Here is a 21,639-nt window from a genome sequence, read left to right as displayed (position 1 = left end):
AGAGCAGCATATGAAGACATTCACTAAACTCCTATTCATTGTCCTTGTGGGCATTTTTGCAACCACGCTTTATGTTCAAGAAGAGAGCGTGGGTTGCGCCGATGTCATCAAAAAAGACCCTGTAGATAAAAATTTAGTTAAAAGCATCTGCTTTGCTGATGGTGAAAAAAATAAAGATAAAAAGTATGGAGACGCCTCTTGGTATTATCTTTTTGCTGAGGCGTTCGACCAAAGCATCGCTATGGCGAACAAATCCATCCTTGAGGACAAGGAATTTTTCGCTGCTTCAAACAGTGGGCATAGCACCCTCTTGAAGGGTGATATAGCAAAAGCCAAGGAGCACTACAGCTTGTTTCTCAAACACCTTAATGATGATGAAGCAATGCAAGAAGATTTTCAGTTGCTGCTCAAGCATTTTCCCGAGAAAAAGGAGTTGATACTCAGCGGGCTAGAATTATGGAATAAACTTTACCAGCCATACAGCGAAACTGCATCATTGATGAAAAAATACAAAGAGCAAAAGAAACAGAAAGATTACCAAGGCGCATTGGAGACATTAGCGCAACTATTAACGATTTCGAAAAATCTAGGGGAAGATAGTCTGGCTTTGTCTGATGTTTATGCTGGCTTTAGCAGTGTTTATGACGCGATGGATGATTATAACAAAGAGCTAAAATATCGCCTAAAACGACTCGAAATACAGGAAAAAGCGTTAGGTGCTGAGCATTCTGATACCCTAACCAGCATGAACAATCTCGCCCACACCTACAGCGAGTTGGGTCGTCATGCCGATGCCTTGGTGCTATTCGAAAAAGTACTGGCATTGAGTGAAAAGACTTTGGGTGCAGAGCACGAAATAACCCTAACCAGCATGAGCAATCTTGCTTCTACCTATCGCGAGCTAGGTCGCCATGCCGATGCCTTGGTGCTTAAAGAAAAAGTATTGGCATTGCTTGAAAAGCTCTTGGGTGCTGAGCATCCTAGTACCTTAATCAGCATGAATAATCTGGCTGGCACCTATGGCGATCTAGGTCGCCATGCCGATGCCTTGGTGCTTAAAGAAAAAGTATTGGCATTGCTTGAAAAGCTCTTGGGTGCCGAGCATCCTGATACGCTAACCAGCATGAACAATCTCGCCCACACCTACAGCGAGTTGGGTCGTCATGCCGATGCCTTGGTGCTATTCGAAAAAGTACTGGCATTGAGTGAAAAGACTTTGGGTGCAGAGCACGAAATAACCCTAACCAGCATGAGCAATCTTGCTTCTACCTATGGCAAGTTGGGTCGTTATGCCGATGCCTTGGTGCTTGAGGAAAAAGTACTGGCATTGCGTGAAAAGACTTTGGGTTCAGAGCATCACGACACCCTAATCAGCATGGGCAATCTCGCTGGCACCTATGGCGAGCTAGGTCGCCATACCGATGCCTTGGTGCTATTCGAAAAAGTACTGGCATTGCGAGAAAAGGTCTTGGGTGCTGAGCATCCTGACACCCTAGGCAGCATGAATAATCTCGCTGTTACCTACAGCAAGCTAGGTCGCCATGCAGATGCCTTGGTGCTTGAGGAAAAAGTACTGGCATTGCGTGAAAAGGTCTTGGGTGCTGAGCATCCTGATACGCTAAGCAGCATGAATAATCTCGCTTCTACCTATGGCGAGCTGGGTCGCCATGCCGATGCCTTGGTGCTTCAGGAAAAAATACTGGCATTGCGTGAAAAGGTTTCTGGCGCAGAGCATCCTGATACGCTAAGCAGCATGAATAATCTCGCTGTTACCTATGGCAAGTTGGGTCGCCATGCCGATGCCTTGGTGCTATTCGAAAAAGTGCTGGCATTGTTTGAAAAGACTTTGGGTGTAGAGCATCCTGATACGCTAACTAGCATGAATAATCTCGCTTCTACCTATGGCAAGTTGGGTCGTCATGCCGATGCCTTGGTGCTGAATGAAAAAGTACTGGCATTGTTTGAAAAGACTTTGGGTGTAGAGCATCCCGATACCCTAACCAGCATGAATAATCTCGCTTCTACCTATGGCAAGTTGGGTCGTCATGCCGATGCCTTGGTGCTTCAGGAAAAAATACTGGCATTGTGTGAAAAGACTTTGGGTGTAGAGCATCCTGATACGCTAACTAGCATGAATAATCTCGCTTCTACCTATGGCAAGTTGGGTCGTCATGCCGATGCCTTGGTGCTGAATGAAAAAGTACTGGCATTGTTTGAAAAGACTTTGGGTGTAGAGCATCCCGATACCCTAACCAGCATGAATAATCTCGCTTCTACCTATGGCAAGTTGGGTCGTCATGCCGATGCCTTGGTGCTTCAGGAAAAAATACTGGCATTGTGTGAAAAGGTGTTGGGTGCCGAGCATCCTGATACCCTAATCAGCATGAATAATCTGGCTGGCACCTACAGCGAGCTAGGTCGCCATGCCGATGCCTTGGTGCTTAAGGAAAAAGTACTGGCATTGCATGAAAAGGTGTTGGGTGCCGAGCATCCTGATACGCTAACCAGCATGAACAATCTCGCTGTTACCTATCTTGATTTGGGTCGGTATGCTGATGCCATGGCATTATTATCAAAGCGTAATGAAAGCTATGAGCATTGGTTTGCAGTGCAGCAAGGTCTGTTAACCCCAGAAGAACAACAACAGGTGTTAGAACAAAATCGTTCAACGTTGAATTATCATTTGCGCTTACTAGCCAAGCAAGATCAGGGGGATGAAGCCTTGGTATTAGCCGATCGCAATAAAGCCCGTTATTTATTTGCGCAATTATCGCAGCAAAATGCGCTGGATAAAGCCAATATCAGCGTTGCTGACCGTCAAGCTTATGACCAGCTTCGTCAAATGCTATTACAGGTCAATGAACGACTGGCTAAAGCAGAGCGTGACCAGACACCACTGGCAGAACTACAAAAACAGCAACGCGATCTGTTACAACAACAAAGCCAACTCATTAAACGCCTGCAAGACACCTATCCTGTGTTTGCCCAATATTCTCGTCCGCAAACCCTAGACTTAGATCAAGCAACTTCTCTCATGCAACAGCATCTACCCAAGGGCAGTGTGGTCAGTTTTTGGCAAGATGGTGAACTCAACGACAGCTATCTCGCCTTTGTCATGAGTGCTGATGGCAAGGTGGTTACACAACGCATCAAAAAGGACAACTTAAAACGCAGCCTACAAGCCTATCGAGAAATCACCGCCTTTCATGGCAGCGTGATCGACTATATGAAAGAAACTCGAAAAACCCTTTGGCGCCATGCCGATGGCTCCTTTGAAGTTTCCGCCAGTATGCCAGCCCAGCTCACCTTCAAAGACCGCGTCATGCACATCGAATCACTACAAGCATACATCAGCGATAGCCTGCTCGGTCCTATCTGGTCAAACATAGCCGAAGCCAAAAGCCTGCTGATTTCACCTGATAGCGATTTAGCCCTCGTTGCCTTTGAAGCCTTAACCACGCCTAATGGCAAAAGACTGATTGAAGAAAAAGACATCAGCTACACGCCATCACTCTCTATCTGGATCAACACTCACCAGCGCCAAGCCAGCTACAACCAACAGCAACGTCTCAGCCTATTAGCCCTAGCTAATCCAGACTACAGTCAACAGCAAAGCGATCAAAAAGCAGCCAACAGCTCACTGCCGATGATCACGCAACGCGGGCAGACTGTACAAAGAGACCAACTTTTTTGGGTTGACCTGCCGGGCACAGAAATAGAAGCCAAGCGTATTGCCAGCATCTACCCCGACCTGACGCTCAAGACAGGCAAAGATGCCAGTAAACATTGGCTCGTTGAACAAAACCAAACGGGCACACTAAAACAATACAAACAACTGCACTTTGCTACCCATGGCTACCTTGACGACAGCGACCCCATGCAATCCTCGTTGGTACTCAGCTTTGATCAAGGCAAAGCACAAGCCTATCTCAGTGCACAGGACATTTACAAACTCGACTTACAAAGTGACCTGACCGTCTTGTCTGCCTGCAACACCGCCGCCAACGAAGCCAAAGCAGGCGTAGGCGTGGTGGGCTTACCCTTTGCGTTGTACATGGCAGGTAATCAAAGCACGCTAATGACGCTTTGGTCGGTGGATGACAAAGTCACTGCGGCTTACATGCAACGCTTTTACGAACTGGTGAAAGAAGGCGTTAAACCCGCACAAGCCAATAGCCAGGTCAAACGAGAGTTTATAACCCAAACCAAGTATGCGGGTGTGAATATCTGGGCGCCTTTTGTTTATTATGGGATTTGAGAGATGGTTGTGAGTCGATGATCATATTAAAGCTTCTACGCCAGTTTCTTTTATTGTTCACCACATGGTTGCTCAGCTTCGCTGCCACCGCTTGCGATTTGCACCAGCTACTCGACCAAAACGAGTATACTGCCATTAGCGAGTGTGTAGAGCAGGGCGCAGACCCCAATCAATTACGCAATGGTAATGCGATACTCAATCGCTATCAAACTTTTACGCTAACGGAAAAGTCGTTAAAGAATGAATCTATCCTGCGAATGGTTAATACCCTGATAGATGCGGGCGCAGAGGTGAATGCCAAAAACCAATCAGAATTTACGCCCTTTGAAAATTTGTTACGCAAAGGGGATTATCCCGCCACTCATTCGCTAGTGCTCAAAATGCTAAAAAATGGTGCGCCAATAAATACCATCGTGCCGCAATATTACAAGCCCAAAAAGCCTATTACACCTTTGCTTTGGTCGATTAAGTACCAGCAAAATGAAGCCTTCGATTGGCTGATTGACAATGGTGTTGATTTGACACTCAAACCCAATCCAAGAATCGGCTCTTTATTGGCTCATGCGCTCTATTATCAAAACCAACACGCCTTTTCTCGCTTGATAGCTTTAGGGCAAAGCTTTACAGAATCTGCGGATGAGGTATGGAAGTTAGCATTGCGTAGCCCTTACAACGAGGCAATGATTGAGCAGATTATTCGTAGCAATATTCGTCCTAGCACTGCATGGGCGAGTAGCAGTCATAACAGTGCTCTATTTGAAAACATTCATTTAATAGACAACGCGGGGCTGTTAATAAAAGTATTAGACTATCTTCAATTTCACGAACAGCAACCTTATAGTTTAATCGAGCGTACTTTGATTTATAACGCCAGATTGCGAAAAACGTTTGACCAACAACGACCCAATCGCCTGTTGATTATGCGCCACTGGATAAAAAGTGGTAGCAATGTTAACTGGTATCGCGAACCGAAAGATAATAGCCTATTGCAGTTAATGGCAGCACCCTATTATGTTGATTTAGAGGTCGCCAAACTGCTCATTAAAGCGGGTGCGTCTGTTAATCATGCTGATGTTGATGGTGATACGCCTTTGCATCAAATTGCGTTTAGCTTAGAAAAGCTCTACCAAGAAAAAGCCGCAATTACCGATACTAAACCACAAAACCGTTATACCAAAGAAAGTTATATTAACGAAATGCTGGCAATCGCTTATGGTACAAGCGCAAAAATTGACCCGCATATTATCAGCCAAAAACACATTGAAGAACTGCATGCTTATTATCAATTGCTCCAACAACATGGAGCAGATGATTCATTGAAAAATAAAGCAGGGCAAACACCCAAAGCGTTAATGTCGAAGTTTCCGAGATAAAAATATGTCAGACGAAACGAATAAAAATGAACCACCAACTGAACGCATTACAGAAATTAAAACAAAAGAAGATTTGATGCGTTTTCATCGAGAGTTCACAAGGAATTACATGCCAATGTCAAAGCCAAAAATAGTTTTGGGGCTTATTGCTTGGCTGATTATTTATGGCATTGGAAGTGTGTTATTTGTGTATATTCTGATTAGTGTGATTTTGGAGAAATCGTGGCAATGAAAAAATCAAGTTTGAAGACAATCACGTTAAAAAGAAATATTACCTTTGCCCTATTCGGTTTTATTATCATTTTAGCCCTGATATGGACTTTTAAGGCTGTTTGGAAGAATTATCCTTTGTCGGATAAAGACATGGCAACCTATATGCAACTAAGGGCCAAACTTTCAGAAAATCCAAAGAATTTCTATGAGAGATGTACATTTATGGATTGGGAGCATTACAGGCTTATACCCACTAATCTTAAAGAACTTAAAAATTTTTCTAACTTTCCAACCAATAGGCAAGAGTATTTAAAGCGTAAATTGGCTTATTTCAATGAGTCTGCCTATCACAACCCCCAAGTTTTTGAGCTATTAACAAGCATTACCGAACAGCAATTAGCACAAACACCAAGCAACGCAATCATCGAACCCGATGCCACGCATCGACAGATAACAGCGACCACGATTGCTATCATCCAACAGAAATTACCCTTGTATGAGCGGTTGGCAACATTATTGTTGGACTGGTACAGCGAAGAACCTATGCCAGAAATCACTTATGCCGACTTAGATGCCCTTGAAGAAGCTTATCAAACGTGTTTAGCGATTCGAACAATTAACCGCACACAAAAACAACCCAGTTATGCTTATATACTAGATGGCGGTAGTGGCAAAAAAGTTCCTTTTGATGGTTTTGAAAGAGATGTTTTTAAGAACCTGATTACTGAAGCACAAAATGAGAGCAATCCAGACTTGGCGAATCGCTACTTTCAAGCATTAATCACCTATCAGGTGATTCGATGGTCTGCTTTTGAAGAAAATCTTTTTAAGGATATAAGTGATTATCACGCCTTTCTTGTGCAACAACCTGAAATGGACATTGATAAAGAAATCGCAGATTTGAAAACACAGTTATTTAAAAACAACCGTGAGTATGGCGAGGAATATGAAGCATTCAAACAACGTTTATTAAGTGTGTTGTAATGCAAAAATTTAATGTTAATGGGGCGTGTGGCATTAGAGCCACTGGCCCAACGCCAGCCTCGACTTACTCGATTATTTATCAATCAGCTAAATCAACGAACCCAAGACTGGTTTAAACAAGAACTAATCGCAGCCAAACAACTCGCCGTGCAACAACCTGAAACCTTTATGGAGCAGTACAAAACGCTGCGCAAATGATAGAACGCACCAAAGGAAACTATGGAAAACCCCATCCAACAAAATGCGCAACTTATTCTACCCACCGTTACCAACCGTGAGCGGTTTTGGCAGTGGAAAAATATCAAGCCTTTAGCCTTCGGGTTGTTAAGGCTATTACCCGCCATTTTCTTTTTTGGGTTATGGATGAGTAATCAATTGGGCGTTTGGTTATCACCCGATGACAATCAAGATAAAACCGAGTGGTTGTGGTTTGCGATGACTTATCCTTTGCTGATAGGCTGGGCATTAGTAATGCTACGCTTATCGGATAAGTTTGCGAAACTGGGTTGGTTAATCCTCATGTTTTTAGGATTTGCGATGCCTTTAGCCCTAGTTACCCTGTTGCCTTTCGCATGGATGGCGGTCTTGGGCATGGTGTTGATATTGGTAGCGGTCAGCGTTATTTATTTACCCCGATCTTTGCAAGTCATTCAAGACAAATGGCATGGTGGTACTAGTCCGTACATTACAGCGCAGATGGTATCGACCACGCACTATTTTGAAGCTTTATCCATGAGGCCGCACTCAGATTTCCCCGTAGTTGTTGAAAACTTATTAGGGGATTTAAAAGAGATAACTCAAAGCATTAACAATTCAAAAAACAGACGTGACGCACGAGATTTTGAAAGTTTTTTAAATGATTTTGTACAGCACTTTTTACCTGTGTTTGCCGCTTTATCTTTTCGTGTGAAGACTAGCGAGCTACCCGACAATACCCGTTGGTTTATAGAAACCTATCATCCGGTTGATGACGATATTCAACGCAAACTCAATTGGGTAAAGCGTTATTTAGAAACAGCAACATTAGAGGGGATGTCTAGTAATTTGAGCATTATTTGGCTCAAAAGTGGGTTGCTTGCCTGTGATAAAAAAGGGAAGGTAGGAGTTGACCAGCTATTGGACTTTCACCTGACGCTTCTAAAGCGCCTGTTGGAACAGCCAGCCGAACTGCATACCGATGACATGGAATTAAGCGTGTATGCCTGTTTTAGACTTGCTGATGACACTGACATGAATCTGTTTCAGCAAAACAGTTTTGCATGGATGATTGAAACCATTGTTGCAAATAAAGACGAACGGCAACATGGCTATTTGGCGAATGCTAAATCACTCTACAAAAATGCGCTTCGTCACTTTGGCGAGCATTTAATGGGTATTCCCGAAGATAAAATTGACGACTATCGAGAAAGTCTAATGGAGCGAAACGAGCGAGTGCAAAATGCTTTGCAACAACTTTCTCCTGCCCAAGATGAGCACTATATGCATTCGCTTACATGGCTTTTGGCCGATATTAGCGAGCGGCCTGAGATTCAACTGAGATTAATTGTTCGCCACGCCTCTGATTTTGCTATGGCAATTGCTTTAGCGATTGCTGATGAAACCACACAGCAAGTTTTTTGGAAAGCTTGTGAGAAGATTGTCCATATTGATAAGTTACAAGCGCTTTACGACCAGTACAAAGAGGAAGCCAACGAACCAGATTTAGTCAAACAAGTCACAGCATTGCATCATTTAACCCGTATCGTCTTAGCGGTTGAGTCTTATGAAGAAGCCTTGACAGCTGTGGAAAGGGATGTTTTTGAGAGTAATTACATCAATGAGGTTGATCGTTACGAATACGACATAGAACAACGATTAAACCAAGCTTTGTATCAAAAAGTCAATGAAGTCCAACCTGCTTTTTGGCAGTGCTGGCTGAACTGCAACAGGATATTGAGCAACAACATCTGAATCTGGATGACTTTTTAGCACACCTTCGCCACAAGTTTGATGAGTTGGTTAACTGCTTTCAACAGACTAATCCGGAAGATGTCTTGTTGTGGTTTTTATCTATATCACCAAAAGACACGATAAAGGTTAGCCAAGAGAATGCAATCGCTCAGATTATCCATTGGCAAAGTGAATTTCGTTATGGCATTGTTGATGATGACCACCCTCGATTATTTTCAGCCATCAGCGCCATGACCTTACACCTGCTCACACGCTATCCTCTGGATGCGGAACTGACGCATGGCTGTTTAGTGACCAGCTTAGAAATAATGGCGTTGGAGGGTATAGATGTATTATCCATTAATTCGTATTTAAAACTGCTATTACCCGTGATAAAGAGCCGACTATTAAGGCTTATGCCCGAAACGGCAGAGACCTTGACTGATATTCTTCAAAGAAGCATAACGCACTATGCGTTGCTCGACAGTGAGCGGCTAACGCAAGAGAATAAAGAGATTTTGACTAAGTTAATAAAAGAGAATTAAGGAAAAAGTATGCAAATCACCTATCTTAACCAAAATTGAACTCTTATCTATACCGCAGACTTTAGAAAAGAGGGCGTTTACGAGGATTTTTGTTAATGTACTTAGGCATAAAAGATAAGCTTTTTAAATTAAAGGTTTGGCGGTTAGAAAAAACATGCAGTTTTGGGGCCGGCGTGCGGTACTATCGAAGCAAAATTGAAGATAAAAATCTACACTTTAATTTACAGAATCATTTTAGAGCCTGTTTTCGATCACTCCAAGATTTCTTGAATGACGAATGGAATGAACGGTTCGCCAGTTAAATCATGTTGTTCTTTACCAAGCCTGACTCGCAAGTTTAAATAAATTGTGTAGGGGAGGCCTGACTGATTGGTAAGCAAGCTTTTCTCAGCCTTAATTTTAGCGAGTATTATTTGTAGTAATTGCTTAGAAAAGTCAAAAGAAGAAAGATATTCGTCATTTTGAGTCTCATGTGTTGCAACAAAAGTGTAGGTGTTGCTGTTGAGTTTTGCATACTCCAAGAAAGGTACTTCACTGAAGAAGATATCTTGCGTTCTTGAGGCGCCTTCTGCTAAAAGTTTTAGGCCGTAATCGATGGTGTTCATTTTGATTTTCCTTGTTTTTAATTTTGGCTTGATTCAAGAAAATCATACAACTTGAAATTGTTTACCTTTTTTAAAGTGGTCTCAAATTTAGGTACTTTTGATTTTTTGATGAAAATATTACTTGAAACTGTGAAAGCTTAAAGTTGTACTTTAAGGTTTGGTAGGAGATCGGTTTTTTTAAAAGTCGTAAAATGCTGAAATTGCCGTCATTAAATAATAAAAGGAATGACACTTTCTGTCCTTATCATTCACCACTCGTATCTCAATTCTGGAATGGCTTCCTGTGTGAGAGTGAAAACTGGCTTGTTCATGAATTTGAAGCGGGTTTAAATTTAAATGCTTTTCCCAATAATGGACATCTTCTCGATTACGGTCCTCATCTGATTCAGTATTAGGTTTTTTTAAGTGAATTAGAATCTTAAACTTCAAGGCTAAACACCCAATGAGCTTTGTAAGCAAAAGTGCATTGTTCAAATCTGTGGTTAAAAGTCGGTAGTTTCTTTGTGAAGTAAGGGTTGTTATGTCATTAGATTCCGGGGTTAAGCATTGGGCAAAAACCTTGAGAGCATTTTTGATGTCTAAAGTTAATCCGCTCTTTTGAGATAAATCGTTACCATTAATCCCTTCCAATGTTGTTGCTAAACGATCAAACGCCAATCTTTCAGACCTATTAAGTCCCCTTAAACGATATTTAGGCATTTCCATGAAATAGTTCGCAGTTGCACGCACTTTTCTTGATAGATTTTCAAGATTCTCCAATTCCAATAAAGCTTGATAAGCCTGCATTTTTTGATGCCAATCTGCAGACAAGGTTTCTAGTTTAGGAGGCAATGTCAGGGGTTGCGTAACCTTAAACTGATAAGCTTGATGGCGTTTTAACTGAAGTTGAATTTTTTGTTTTAAACTTTCAGGAGCTGCATATTGGCAGGCATAAGCAATCATGCCAGCTTTCTTTTTACGAAGATAAGAGTCGTTAGTTTTGGAAAGGGTTGCCCAAAAACTTGAAGAAAAGCCGCGTGCTAATTTTTCTTGAAATAGCATATTCACTATATCTGCTGTATGAACGTAGTGTTCGAATGTCGTTTTAAAATTGGCATGGCCCATTTTGATGGCAATCCAAAAGGGGTATTTTTTACTTTTCAACGAGGTTGGTAAAAGAGCCAACTTTCGTTCTTGTGCTAATGCTAACCATTCGTGAGTTTTTGGAAAAGGTTGGAAGGTATCCTTTAACTCCAAATCAAGTTCGGCAATGCAGGCGGATAAAAAATGCCACGAGGCAAATGAGTGCCTTAAATGATGAAAGTTCAATGTCTGATCCTGAGCGGATTCATGCAAGAAGCTCATTAATTCTGTTTTAATGCCCTGAATAGGCGGAGTTTTAGAAAGGTCTGATGCTTTACCAAACAGATAAAGTCGTTCTTTCAGTTTTTGATGCTCTCGCATACCTGCTTTTTCGATTTGTTGAGTGATTTTGGAAAAACGCTCATTAATAACGGCTATTTCATCCGCAGTTAACAGGTTGGCCAGTTCTAAGCTTCGCTTTGCAGAGGTGGTTTTAAGTTCACGGTCATAACTCTCACGAATAACTAAAATGGGAGATGTTTTGCAATAGATATAGTCATTCACCTTGATCTTAAAAGCTTCAGTGGAACGCAGACCGCACTTAAAACCGAGTATGAGCATTAAATCCATCATGGCATAACGATTTTGCTGATGCGAATCCAGGGTGTCAGTTTGCAACTTTTTAAGGTGTGCTCTTACCATTTCATATTCATCAAAAGACACCAAGTTGCTGTTAACCGTCATATCCGTGAGTTTAGGGTCACCAAACACTTCTAACTTATTAAAAATAGGTGGTGCTTTTTTAGCTTTTTCAAGCCATACATTAAAGGCACGCAGATTGTACTGAATGGTATTTAGATTACGATCTGAAATTGCTTGATCAATCACCTCTAAAAATAGATTCGCTCGATCTTCCGATGACACGCCCAGTAAATCCCTTTCATGAAAAACAGCCAAAATATGACGGGCAACCGAGTCAAGCTTGCCTAGGATTTTAGTAGGACTGACATCAAAACGATTTTTACCAAGCAACACTTTTACTTGAGATAGCCCCCAGTCTAAGAGGTATTGTAAGTTGGGTGTTAAGCCAAAAATTTGCTGTGCCTCATTCAGAATTTGGGCATGAAGAATTTTTGGATCTACTTTGCGACTAGGGTGGTTAAAAACCTTGCGAACCAATGTGAGCCCATAACTACGATATTGCGATTTTTCACTGTTAACTTCTGGTTGATACTCATTGGGTATGGTCGTATTCATTGCAGAAAGAGCATAAAGTTTTTCTAAAACACTTGGCTTTAAGCTGTGCGACTTTAAGGTTCCAGTTGTGCTGTAAAGCAGAACTGGAGGAAGCGTATCTAAAAGTCCTTTTTCTGCGAATCGACAGATGCCGAATAAAGACGTTGGTAGCAAATGGCGCGGAATACCCAGTTGCTTCGTATAAGCTTCAAGTGCCTTAAGCAAGGCAGCAGCAAAAAGTTTATGGTTCGTTTTATTTGACGGGATGGTCTTTGATGAGCATTTATTCTCAAAGCGATTGCTCTTAACCTTTTTTTTAGCAAAGGCTGTAATCAAATCTTTAGGAATAAGACGATGAATTAAGAGCTCTGTAATGGGTGAAATAAACACGCGTCTGCTTGGATTAAAATCATCTACTGGCACATTGAAAAATAACCGTTGATTTTGATAGTGATAATTGCCCTCATCTGGAAGCTGTTTAACCAGCATGATTAGCTGCTTTTCATTAAGCACAAATGACTGAAAAAGAAGATCCGTGATGATAATGCCTAATTTAACGTCATCAGATAATTGATTGGCTTCCTGAAGCGCTTCACTGACAAAATTCAAATGAAGATTTTTTAGTTCGATGGCATACAAATAGTTTTGCCAGTCTTCTTGAGTGCCTAAAGGATTGCTGGGTCTAGGAATCTTTTTTAGGGTGTCAAAGAGTGGCAGGTGCCATAGGGCGCTGCTATTGCCAAAGTCTATCAAAACATTTATAAACTCCAGTATTTGGGTTGTTTGATTCAGATTTCTTGTACCATTGTCTAAAATCACCTTCTGAAATTGGTAAAAACTTGCAGGACTTAAGTTTTTATTGGGAACTTTTACTGGCGCTGAGCTTGATTCTTGATTAGGTCGAAGCGAAAGTGTCGTTTTTGCTTCTTTAACATGGGTGTAGATGCCCAATAAATACTGCGAAATCATTGCAATTGGAGGCGCTTCTTTATCTTCTTCTCGGCGTTGATACTTGCCATTGACAGCGATATCTAAAAGCAGTTTTTTAGCAGTGGTCGCCGCGCAATAATAATCTGAGCTGGCAGCCATTTGTTGCGACCAAAAGGCGTGAATGACTAATTTTTTTTTGAGGGTATCTATATTTGATGAGTGCATATTTTAACTATTGGAATGACGTTGAGTTGTATCGGGGCATTCAGTATTAGTCTTATCGCTAACCTGCTTGGAATTCGGTTTAAATGGTAGTGAAATCTTGAAGTCACCGTATACCTTATATAGTTCAGCTTTTATGGTTTTGCGGTAGTCTTGAGGATCAAATATAGAGTTATGATTCCACGATTCAGTTCCAAAGTGTCTATGCCCCATAAATTCATCAATATACTCTGGGTTGACTCCGCGCTCTAAAAGCGCCGAGCGCAAAAAATGACGATTGGCATTTGGAGCTAGCTGCAAAAATAATGGGCTTTTGAATTGCTCAGTTCCTTCATAAAATTTAAGAGCGGCTTTACGTGTATAAGGAATAAACTTTACTTTTGGGCGCTTTCCCGCTTTTAATTTGAGTTCAGGGCTGATCAAAAAATAACCCGGAAAATTCCTGTTTGGTGCAAGCAGTCCTCGCCATTTAAATTCTGGTTGCAGTTTCTCGGCAAAAAAGTCAGACCATTTGGCGAGTTTTTTCCGTCTAAAAACATCCATTAAGCTGAGGATGTAGTCCTCAAATTGCCTGAGCGTTTCTTCAACAGGTTTTAAGACGGGAATGATGCGAGTGTTGTAGCCATTCTGAATGATTTTGTCTGCAATAGCGCAAAATCCTTCATGATCAATTGATTGAAGGCCAATATAAGGGTTGGTAACATTACGAATGGCGTTAAAGTACGAGCAGTAAGTTTCTACAAATAGCATGACAAGATTTAGGGTTTCTATCAGTTCTTCAGTAGAAAGCTTTATGGAATCTTGCCCAACCCTAGTTGCTAAAAAGCTTGAAAGGTGATTTAGTTCCTTTTGCACAATTGATTTAATGGGTCTGATTGGATTGCCATAACCAATAAAGAGATTGGGTGAATTTTTTTGGGGTAGTTCAATGGCTTCTTTAAATATGACTTTGATGCCTTTTTGGTAGTCTTCAAAAAGCTTTAGGTTTGCGAGAGTTGTGTAGTGAAGTTGTGTAGCGCCAATCACTCTAGGGTTTCCGGATAGCACTGCTAGGGTCCAAAAGTCGCCATTAGAAACCTTAAAGAAAATATTTTGGATGGCTTGTTGTAAAAACTCCGCAGTTAATCTAGCGTCCAAATTGAAACTATTGAGACACGATTTTAAGTGCTGATCAGTCGTATGAATACTATATTCAATTAAAGCGCCATTGATTTCTTCATATTGAGCTTTAGCGCTGGTCCAAATATTGGTGGCTTTTAAAAGTATGGCTTGTATTCTTGGGGGTAGGTTGAGGCAGATAAAGTCATCGGTTCGATAGTTTTGTCCACGGTTTTCATCAAGTCCACTTAGGTATTTGTATGTTAAGGGTAGGTAAACTTGCGTGCAATCCGCTTTCAAGTTGATCGTTTTATTAATTAACGCGGTTTCATTTGAAATTAATCGAATGCGATAATTTTTATTGAAACTGTTTCCGGTACAAAGACTAAGCGAAATTTGAATAACTGCAGAGCAGTTATTAAGGATGGATTGTTTTTCTAATTTGAGTTTATTAGTAAAGGCTTCTAATGTGTAGAAATTCAGACTTCATCTGACAGTTCCCCGTTTTTTATGAGTGTCTGTCAGTTTAAGTTTAAGCTACGAACTTTTCAGCCCATATCTTTTTGCCATCTTCCAATGTTTCCATTGGTGTTCTTCCACAACACATTTTACCTTGATGAGTTCTGTGATGGTTGTAAAAATGAATCCACTCATCCAGGTCCGTTTGAAGTTGTTCAATTGATGTGTAAATCTTTTTGCGGAAAGTGATTTGGTAAAACTCCTGCAAAATGGTTTTGTGAAAGCGCTCACAAATGCCATTGGTTTGCGGTGATTTGACTTTGGTTTTAGTGTGCTCAATATCATTTAGCGCCAAGTATAATTGATAATCGTGCTGCTCCGCTTTACCACAATACTCAGTGCCACGGTCAGTCAGGATTCTGAGCATGGGCAGTTCGTGTTGCTCAAAAAATGGTAGCACTCGATCATTAAGGGTATCTGCCGCTGTTATCGGTGTTTTGGTGGCATAAAGCTTAGCAAACGCTACTTTTGAGTAGGTATCGACAAAGGTTTGTTGATAGATTCTGCCAACACCTTTTAAGGTGCCAACATAGAAGGTATCTTGCGAACCCAAGTACCCTGGATGGGCAGTATCAATTTCACCGCTGACTTCATCGTCATGCTTTTTCTTTTCAAGGGCTACGACCTGCGCTTCGGTCAGAATAATGCCGTCGTTGGCAACCTTGTCTTCTAAAGCTTTTAAACGGTCTTTGAAGTTAGCCAGTTCATTTCTGATCCAGATACTGCGCACGCCACTAGATGAAACGAATATACCGAGTTTTCTGAGTTCATTGCTTGCTCTAAGTTGACCGTAAGCAGGATAGTCAATCGCATATTGAATAACGGCTTGTTCAGTTACTTCATCTACTCGGTTTTTAAGGTTGGGTTTCCGGCGGGTTTTATCGATTAGAGCATCAACACCACCGTCATCAACGGCAGCTTTATAACGATAGAAAGTATCTCGAGATAAGCCCATTACTTTGCAGGCTTTTGAAACATTGCCAAGTTCTTCTGCAAGATTGAGTAATCCGACTTTATGTTTGATGATTTTTTGATTAGTATTAATCATGTGAGTTTCCTTTGTTTTGATTTTGATTAGACACCTAATATCAAAACGGGAAACTTGCTCTTTTTCAAGAGCAGTGTCAGATGAAGTCGTGACTTTTACAGATAAAGGTAATCACGCTTCCTAACCTTACAAGCGCCATTGAATTTCTTTTAACCCCCATTTCTTCCACCTGCCACTTCAAAAGTGGCGGGACATTTTTAGAATTCGTTTTGGTTTAGGTTTTAAAACTTCTTTAATCTAATGCATTGATTGCTTCTAAGGCTTCTTCAAACTCATAGTCTAAAACAGAGTTGGAGACCTTACGAAGTGTGGCTTCCATAGATGTGCCTTTCACTAGCGGTAGGAGCTCTTCTACCACATCAGAAGCTTCAGCATCATCATCTTCCAATAGCATTTTAAGTTTTTCTAATAATGGTTCTATTAGGGACGGATCAACTACGGTATTGTTTTCTTGAACTTCAACAGCTTCATCACCAACACCTTTTAATCCATCAATCACTGGAGAGAGTTCTTCTAGTGTTTTTTGCAGTAATGTATTAATCACGAGCGAATCAGCTTCATTTTTGCATGCTTCTTCCAGTTCCGCTGCTGCTGCTTGAACGCTTAAAGCACCAATATTTCCAGCAACGCCTTTTAAGGTATGTGCAGCTCTAGTTGCTGCAGTTGGATCAGCATCTTGTTGTGCGGCCTTGAACTTGTCCTCAAAATTGGCTTGTGCATCTCTAAACTTAACCAAGAGTTTGGTGTATAGCTTGATATTTTGCATTGAAATAGCAAGCCCTTTATTGGTATCGATACCTGGTAGGTCGTTTATTGAGCCTTGGGGGGCTGAAATTTTAGACGTTTCTGGGGTCACTAACTCCTTAGGATTTGCAGGTGTTACCCATTGAGCAATCGTCGCAAACATGGCCTCTACGTTTAAAGGTTTAGAAATATGATCATTCATTCCAGCTTCAATGACTTTTTCTTTATCACCAACCATGGCATTAGCCGTCATTGCAATAATAGGCAATTTTGTAAATACGGCATTTTTTCTGATTTCCCTAGTGGCGGTGTAACCATCCATCACGGGCATTTGGCAGTCCATCAAAATACCATCAAAATCGTGTATTTCAGTCAGACGATCAAGTGCTTCTTGGCCATTTTCAGCTAAGGTAACTTCAATACCAGCTTGTCTGAGCAACTCTAGTGCAAGTTCTTGGTTCATTTCGTTGTCTTCAACCAGTAAAATTTTAGCACCAGCTAGTTTTTTCATCGTTTCTTGTGCAGTATCTTGGCGCTTAACTTCTGCAGTCCCTATTTCAACGCCTTTGCCTAAAGCTTCACCAATTGCTTCAAGCAATGATGAAGGTGTAACGGGTTTTGCCAGTACGGATTGAATGTGAACGCTTTGGTGCTCGGCCTCGCTCATAGCATCTTCTCGGCCATAAGCGGTGACCATAATGACGGCAGGAGTATGACTGTTTCCAATTTTTTGCATCTCGTGAACACATTCAATACCGTTCATAATCGGCATTTGCCAGTCCATAAGAACGAGGTCGTATGGAATCGATTTTTTATCTGAGTCTTCAATGGATTTAAGTGCCTGTTGCCCATTAAAGGCAACATCCACCTCAAGTCCAAAGCTGAGAGCCATGGTTGACAGTATTTCTCTGGCACTGGCATTGTCGTCAACCACTAAAACACGCAATCCTTTAAGTTCATCTGCTTTGTATGCTCGGCGCGCTTGTGGATTTTTCTGTAAACCAAATTTGGCGGTAAAGTTGAAGGTAGCACCTTCTCCTGCCTCTGATTCAACCCAAATCTTGCCTCCCATCATTTCTACAAGTTGTTTAGAAATCGCTAGACCTAAACCGGTTCCACCATATTTTCGGGTGGTAGAAGTATCGGCTTGAGAAAAGCTTTGGAAGAGCTTGGATTGTTGTTCTGGAGTTAAGCCAATGCCAGAATCTTTGACCCAAAAGTGGAGTTCTACCTGATCTTGAGAGCGACTGACTTCTTCAACACCAATAACGATTTCACCTTCATCGGTAAATTTAACAGCATTATTGCCTAGGTTAATGATAATTTGTCCAAGTCGTAATGAGTCACCAATCAAAGCTGTTGGGATATTTGTGTTAGCATTAAACAATAACTCTAGTCCCTTATCATCTGCTTTCATACCAACCAGACTGGCTAAGTTATCAAAGACATCCTCTAGTCTAAAATCGACTTTTTCAATGTCTAACTTACCTGCTTCGATTTTACTGAAATCGAGGATATCATTGATAATACCTAACAGGGAGTCGGCGGCACGATTAACTTTGTCTATGTAATTTCGTTGTTTTGAAGTTAAATCCGTTTGTAATGCAAGATGTGACATACCGATAATGGCATTCATTGGCGTGCGAATTTCATGCGACATATTCGCCAAAAAGTCAGATTTTGCCTTGGTTGCATTCTCTGCTGCTCGACGTGCATCTACCAGCGGGGTAATATCTGTGTAGGTACCAACAACGCCGCCCGGAGAATCATCCGCTTTTTTAAATGCTTTAACATAACGAATCGTGTCATGAAGTTGGCCGTCTGAAAAAGGAATTTGAATCTCTTTTTTGAACTCTCCTCCTGTTGCAATCACATCTTCATCCTCAGCTTGAAGGGTAATTCGTTCTTGCTCGGGTAAATAGTCTAAATCTAGTACTCTTTTACCTATGAGTGCTTTTGGATCAACATTAAATGTTTGGGCATAAGCATGATTAACACCCAAAAAGCGTGACTTATGATCTTTATAAAAAACAGGATAAGGAATCGTATCCAATAAAGCTTGTAAGAAAGTTGAATGCTCTTTCAACGCCTGTTCTTGTTGTTTGCGTTCAGTGATATCAAGTACCCAGCCCAGAATGCCTTTTTCATTGTTGTATTTAACAGGCAAGAAAGACACAAGCATATCTCGGATTTCTTTATTATGGGTGTACATTTGTAGTTCGTAATTATCTACACGACCATTTTCGTCAAGTCTTTGCAACATTGCATCGCGCTCTTCTAGATTCACATAAATGTCTGGTGCTTTCTCACCGGTGTGAATATTAAACATCTCAACAAATTTAGGGTTGGTAAAGTGAAAAATGCTATTCGCTGTAAATGCGACTCCAACGGGGCTGGTGTCTAAAATCATTTGCAATTGTTCGCGTTCAGCAAGAATGGCTTGTTGCATAGCTTTACGTTCAGTGATATCTCTAAATACCACCACTGTTCCAACCAGATCATTTCCTTTGTACATAGGCATTGTTGAATATTCAACAGGAAGAGAAGTGCCATCTTTGCACCACAGTACTTCATCATCAACGGTGCGAGCCTGTCCGTCTTTGGTAGTTAGATACATTGAACAGCTTTCTTTAGGGAAATGATTACCATTAGGGTAAGTATGATGAACTAAATCATGCATAGATTTATTAAGTAGTTCATCCAACTCATATCCAAGGAGTTTTGGTGCTGCTGGGTTCGCAAAGGTCATTTTGCCTTGTGTATCCAGACCTACGATGCCATCACCTACGGCAGAAAGAACTAAGCGACTACGCTCCTCTAATTGTGCAATTTCATCTTGCGCCTTTTTCATGGCATCTATGTCAAGGTTAACTCCGTCAAACTTAATGGGTTTGCCATCTTGATCATATTTAGAGATACGTCCAATTGCGGTTGACCACATGTAATTGCCATCCGCTTTTTTCATTCGATAAGTTACATCATAAATAGGGATTTCTCCGTTGATATGACCTATCAGTGCTTTATTAGTATGTTCAACATCGTCAGGGTGAAGCAATTGATTCCAAAATGCTAAACCACCTTTAAAGGGTTTAAACATGTCGCCTTCAGAATCTTCTTTGAGTACGTCTTGAGGATCATAGCCAAGCATTTTAACAAACACATCATTCACTAAAAGATCACCTACTTGAGGATTGAAATTCCAAAATCCGAGATTGGCATTTTCAGAAACATAACTCATTAAGTCGGTATTTTGTTTTAAAGCAGCAGTTCTTTCTTGAACTTTTTCTTCTAATGAATGTGTAAGTTCTTCAACTTCTTTTTTTGCGGTAATGTCATGGCGAATCGATTTGAAACCAACGATATTTTGATTTATGTCAAACTCTGGAGAAACAATTGCTTCTGTCCAATAGAAACCGCCATCTTTTTTTCGGTTTTTGATTTCGCCTCGCCACTCTTTACCCGATTGAATCGTATTCCACAAGTCGGCAAACGTTTCACGCGGCATGTCAGGGTGTCTTAAAATATTGTGGGGTTTATTAAGCAATTCTTCTTTTGAGTAACCGCTAATTTGGCAAAGCGCTTCCGTCACATAAGTGATGGTTCCTCGGATATCAGAGCGAGATGCTATGACATTATGGTCAAAAGAATCTACAAGCGATTGAAGCTCACTGGTCTTTTCTTTGACAAGATTGCGTAGTCTGTAGTTATAAAATGAGAAAACTAACATCAAGAAAAGTACTGCTACTAGAATTTTCCAGATGAGCGAATAATCAATTTCTGTTTCAAAAGATAACCAAGTCTTATCTAATGTCGCGAGTTCTTCGTGAGTAACCGCATCCATTGCTTTGTTCAGAATTGAAACTAAAACAGCATTTTTTTCCACTACACCAAAATGAAGCGAATAATCCAATCCTAACTCCTCAGCATTGAACTCATTAATAGCCTTCATATTGGGTATGTTAAATTCTTTAATTAAGTAATTAGCTACGCCCAACTCCAATACAGCAGCCTCCGATTTATTAAAGGCAACATCTTTTAAAGCTTCGGTATAGGTATTGGTCAAGCGCAACTTAATGTTAGGATATTTTTTTATCAATGCATCTGCAGTCGTGTCACCTCTAGGGATGCTAATAACGAGTTTTGATATATCAGACGTGTTTTTAAGGTTAGTGCTTTTTGTGTTGATATAGAGTGCGGCGGTTACTTTTTTATATGGCTCTGAATAAACCACGTTTTTTCGAACATTGTTTTTGAAAATGGTGTGAACAATATCAATTTGGCCATCTTGAAGTTTCGAAACAAGGTTATTCCAATTGTCTTGTTCATAATGAACCTTCACCCCTATTTTTTCGGCTAACAGGTTCATGTAGTCAACAGAATATCCCTTTGACTCGCCATCCTCAATAAAATCCCAGGGAGCATAGTCTGGTTCACTACTTACATTAAGAACTGGGTGAGCATCAAGCCAAACTTTTTCTTCATTGGTCAATGTAATGAGATTTTTAGAGGTAGCCTCTTTTGCAAAAGAGGTGCTGTATGGGATGAGTAGTAGCAATAGGATTTGTAGATATCTAGACATTTTAGCGAGCCCTCAATTCTTTAGAATCTCATATTTCAATTGTGAAAGTCATCATAATTTAAAGGCTTTAAAAAGCAAACCCATTTAATTTTTTATTGAGGGGATCTAGTGGTAAGGCCTAGAAACACTAGACACTTTTTATGGTAAAAATTACATTAATCATAAAAAGAAAAAATTATGGCTAAATGCATCCTTTATTCAGAAGAAGAGTTCCTGAGAAGTAGAAATCTTGTTTTCTAGATAGTCTTTTAGTTTTAGATCATAGTCTTGTACAAATACTCAAGAAAAAGAAAA

12 protein-coding genes are annotated in these 21,639 nt (G+C 40.8%); 7 read left to right on the top strand and 5 right to left on the bottom strand.

Features of this window, described 5'->3' with window-relative positions:
* Nucleotides 1-10 precede the first annotated feature (10 nt).
* Genes THMIRH_RS11510 through THMIRH_RS11480 form a run of 7 tightly spaced genes read left to right on the top strand, consistent with a single transcriptional unit; the run spans nucleotide 11 to nucleotide 9,302 of the window.
* Nucleotides 11-4,258, top strand: a complete 4,248-nt coding sequence (locus THMIRH_RS11510) for a CHAT domain-containing protein (RefSeq protein WP_173292231.1) — start codon at nucleotides 11-13, stop codon at nucleotides 4,256-4,258.
* A 53-nt stretch (nucleotides 4,259-4,311) separates the two neighbouring features.
* Entirely contained in the window at nucleotides 4,312-5,631 is a 1,320-nt protein-coding gene (locus THMIRH_RS11505) for an ankyrin repeat domain-containing protein (protein WP_173292230.1), read from the top strand.
* 4 nt (nucleotides 5,632-5,635) lie between these two features.
* Entirely contained in the window at nucleotides 5,636-5,863 is a 228-nt protein-coding gene (locus THMIRH_RS11500) for a hypothetical protein (protein WP_173292229.1), read from the top strand.
* Complete coding sequence (locus tag THMIRH_RS11495; RefSeq protein ID WP_173292228.1) at nucleotides 5,854-6,828, top strand: hypothetical protein; 975 nt, start codon at nucleotides 5,854-5,856, stop codon at nucleotides 6,826-6,828. The genes THMIRH_RS11500 and THMIRH_RS11495 overlap by 10 nt, the downstream gene beginning before the upstream one ends.
* 27 nt (nucleotides 6,829-6,855) lie before the next feature.
* Nucleotides 6,856-7,026 carry a hypothetical protein gene (locus THMIRH_RS11490; RefSeq protein ID WP_207710569.1) on the top strand — a complete coding sequence of 57 codons (171 nt, stop codon included), beginning with the start codon at nucleotides 6,856-6,858 and terminating at the stop codon, nucleotides 7,024-7,026.
* Nucleotides 7,027-7,047: 21 nt separating this feature from the next.
* Complete coding sequence (locus tag THMIRH_RS11485) at nucleotides 7,048-8,778, top strand: MFS transporter (protein ID WP_173292226.1); 1,731 nt, start codon at nucleotides 7,048-7,050, stop codon at nucleotides 8,776-8,778.
* Nucleotides 8,730-9,302, top strand: coding sequence for a hypothetical protein (locus THMIRH_RS11480; RefSeq protein ID WP_173292225.1), 573 nt, complete (start codon nucleotides 8,730-8,732; stop codon nucleotides 9,300-9,302). Before THMIRH_RS11485 ends, THMIRH_RS11480 begins: the two co-directional genes overlap by 49 nt.
* A 251-nt stretch (nucleotides 9,303-9,553) precedes the next feature.
* Here the strand turns inward: THMIRH_RS11480 and THMIRH_RS11475 are convergent, their stop codons facing one another.
* From THMIRH_RS11475 to THMIRH_RS11455, 5 genes are all read right to left on the bottom strand, one after another.
* Nucleotides 9,554-9,907, bottom strand: coding sequence for a hypothetical protein (locus THMIRH_RS11475; protein ID WP_173292224.1), 354 nt, complete (start codon nucleotides 9,905-9,907; stop codon nucleotides 9,554-9,556).
* Between the two features lie 177 nt (nucleotides 9,908-10,084).
* A complete protein-coding gene (locus tag THMIRH_RS11470; protein WP_173292223.1) occupies nucleotides 10,085-13,360 on the bottom strand; it encodes a hypothetical protein in 3,276 nt (1,091 codons plus the stop codon).
* A 3-nt stretch (nucleotides 13,361-13,363) separates the two neighbouring features.
* Complete coding sequence (locus THMIRH_RS11465; protein WP_173292222.1) at nucleotides 13,364-14,755, bottom strand: hypothetical protein; 1,392 nt, start codon at nucleotides 14,753-14,755, stop codon at nucleotides 13,364-13,366.
* Between the two features lie 232 nt (nucleotides 14,756-14,987).
* Nucleotides 14,988-16,022 (bottom strand): IS481 family transposase, encoded by a 1,035-nt coding sequence (locus tag THMIRH_RS11460; protein ID WP_173289970.1) that lies wholly within the window; start codon nucleotides 16,020-16,022, stop codon nucleotides 14,988-14,990.
* A gap of 232 nt (nucleotides 16,023-16,254) precedes the next feature.
* Complete coding sequence (locus tag THMIRH_RS11455; protein ID WP_173292221.1) at nucleotides 16,255-21,345, bottom strand: PAS domain S-box protein; 5,091 nt, start codon at nucleotides 21,343-21,345, stop codon at nucleotides 16,255-16,257.
* Nucleotides 21,346-21,639 lie beyond the last annotated feature (294 nt).

The organism is Thiosulfativibrio zosterae, from assembly GCF_011398155.1.
GTDB lineage: Bacteria > Pseudomonadota > Gammaproteobacteria > Thiomicrospirales > Thiomicrospiraceae > Thiosulfativibrio > Thiosulfativibrio zosterae.
Note: the sequence above shows the minus strand (reverse complement) of the source record. Positions and strands in the feature narration are given on the sequence as shown.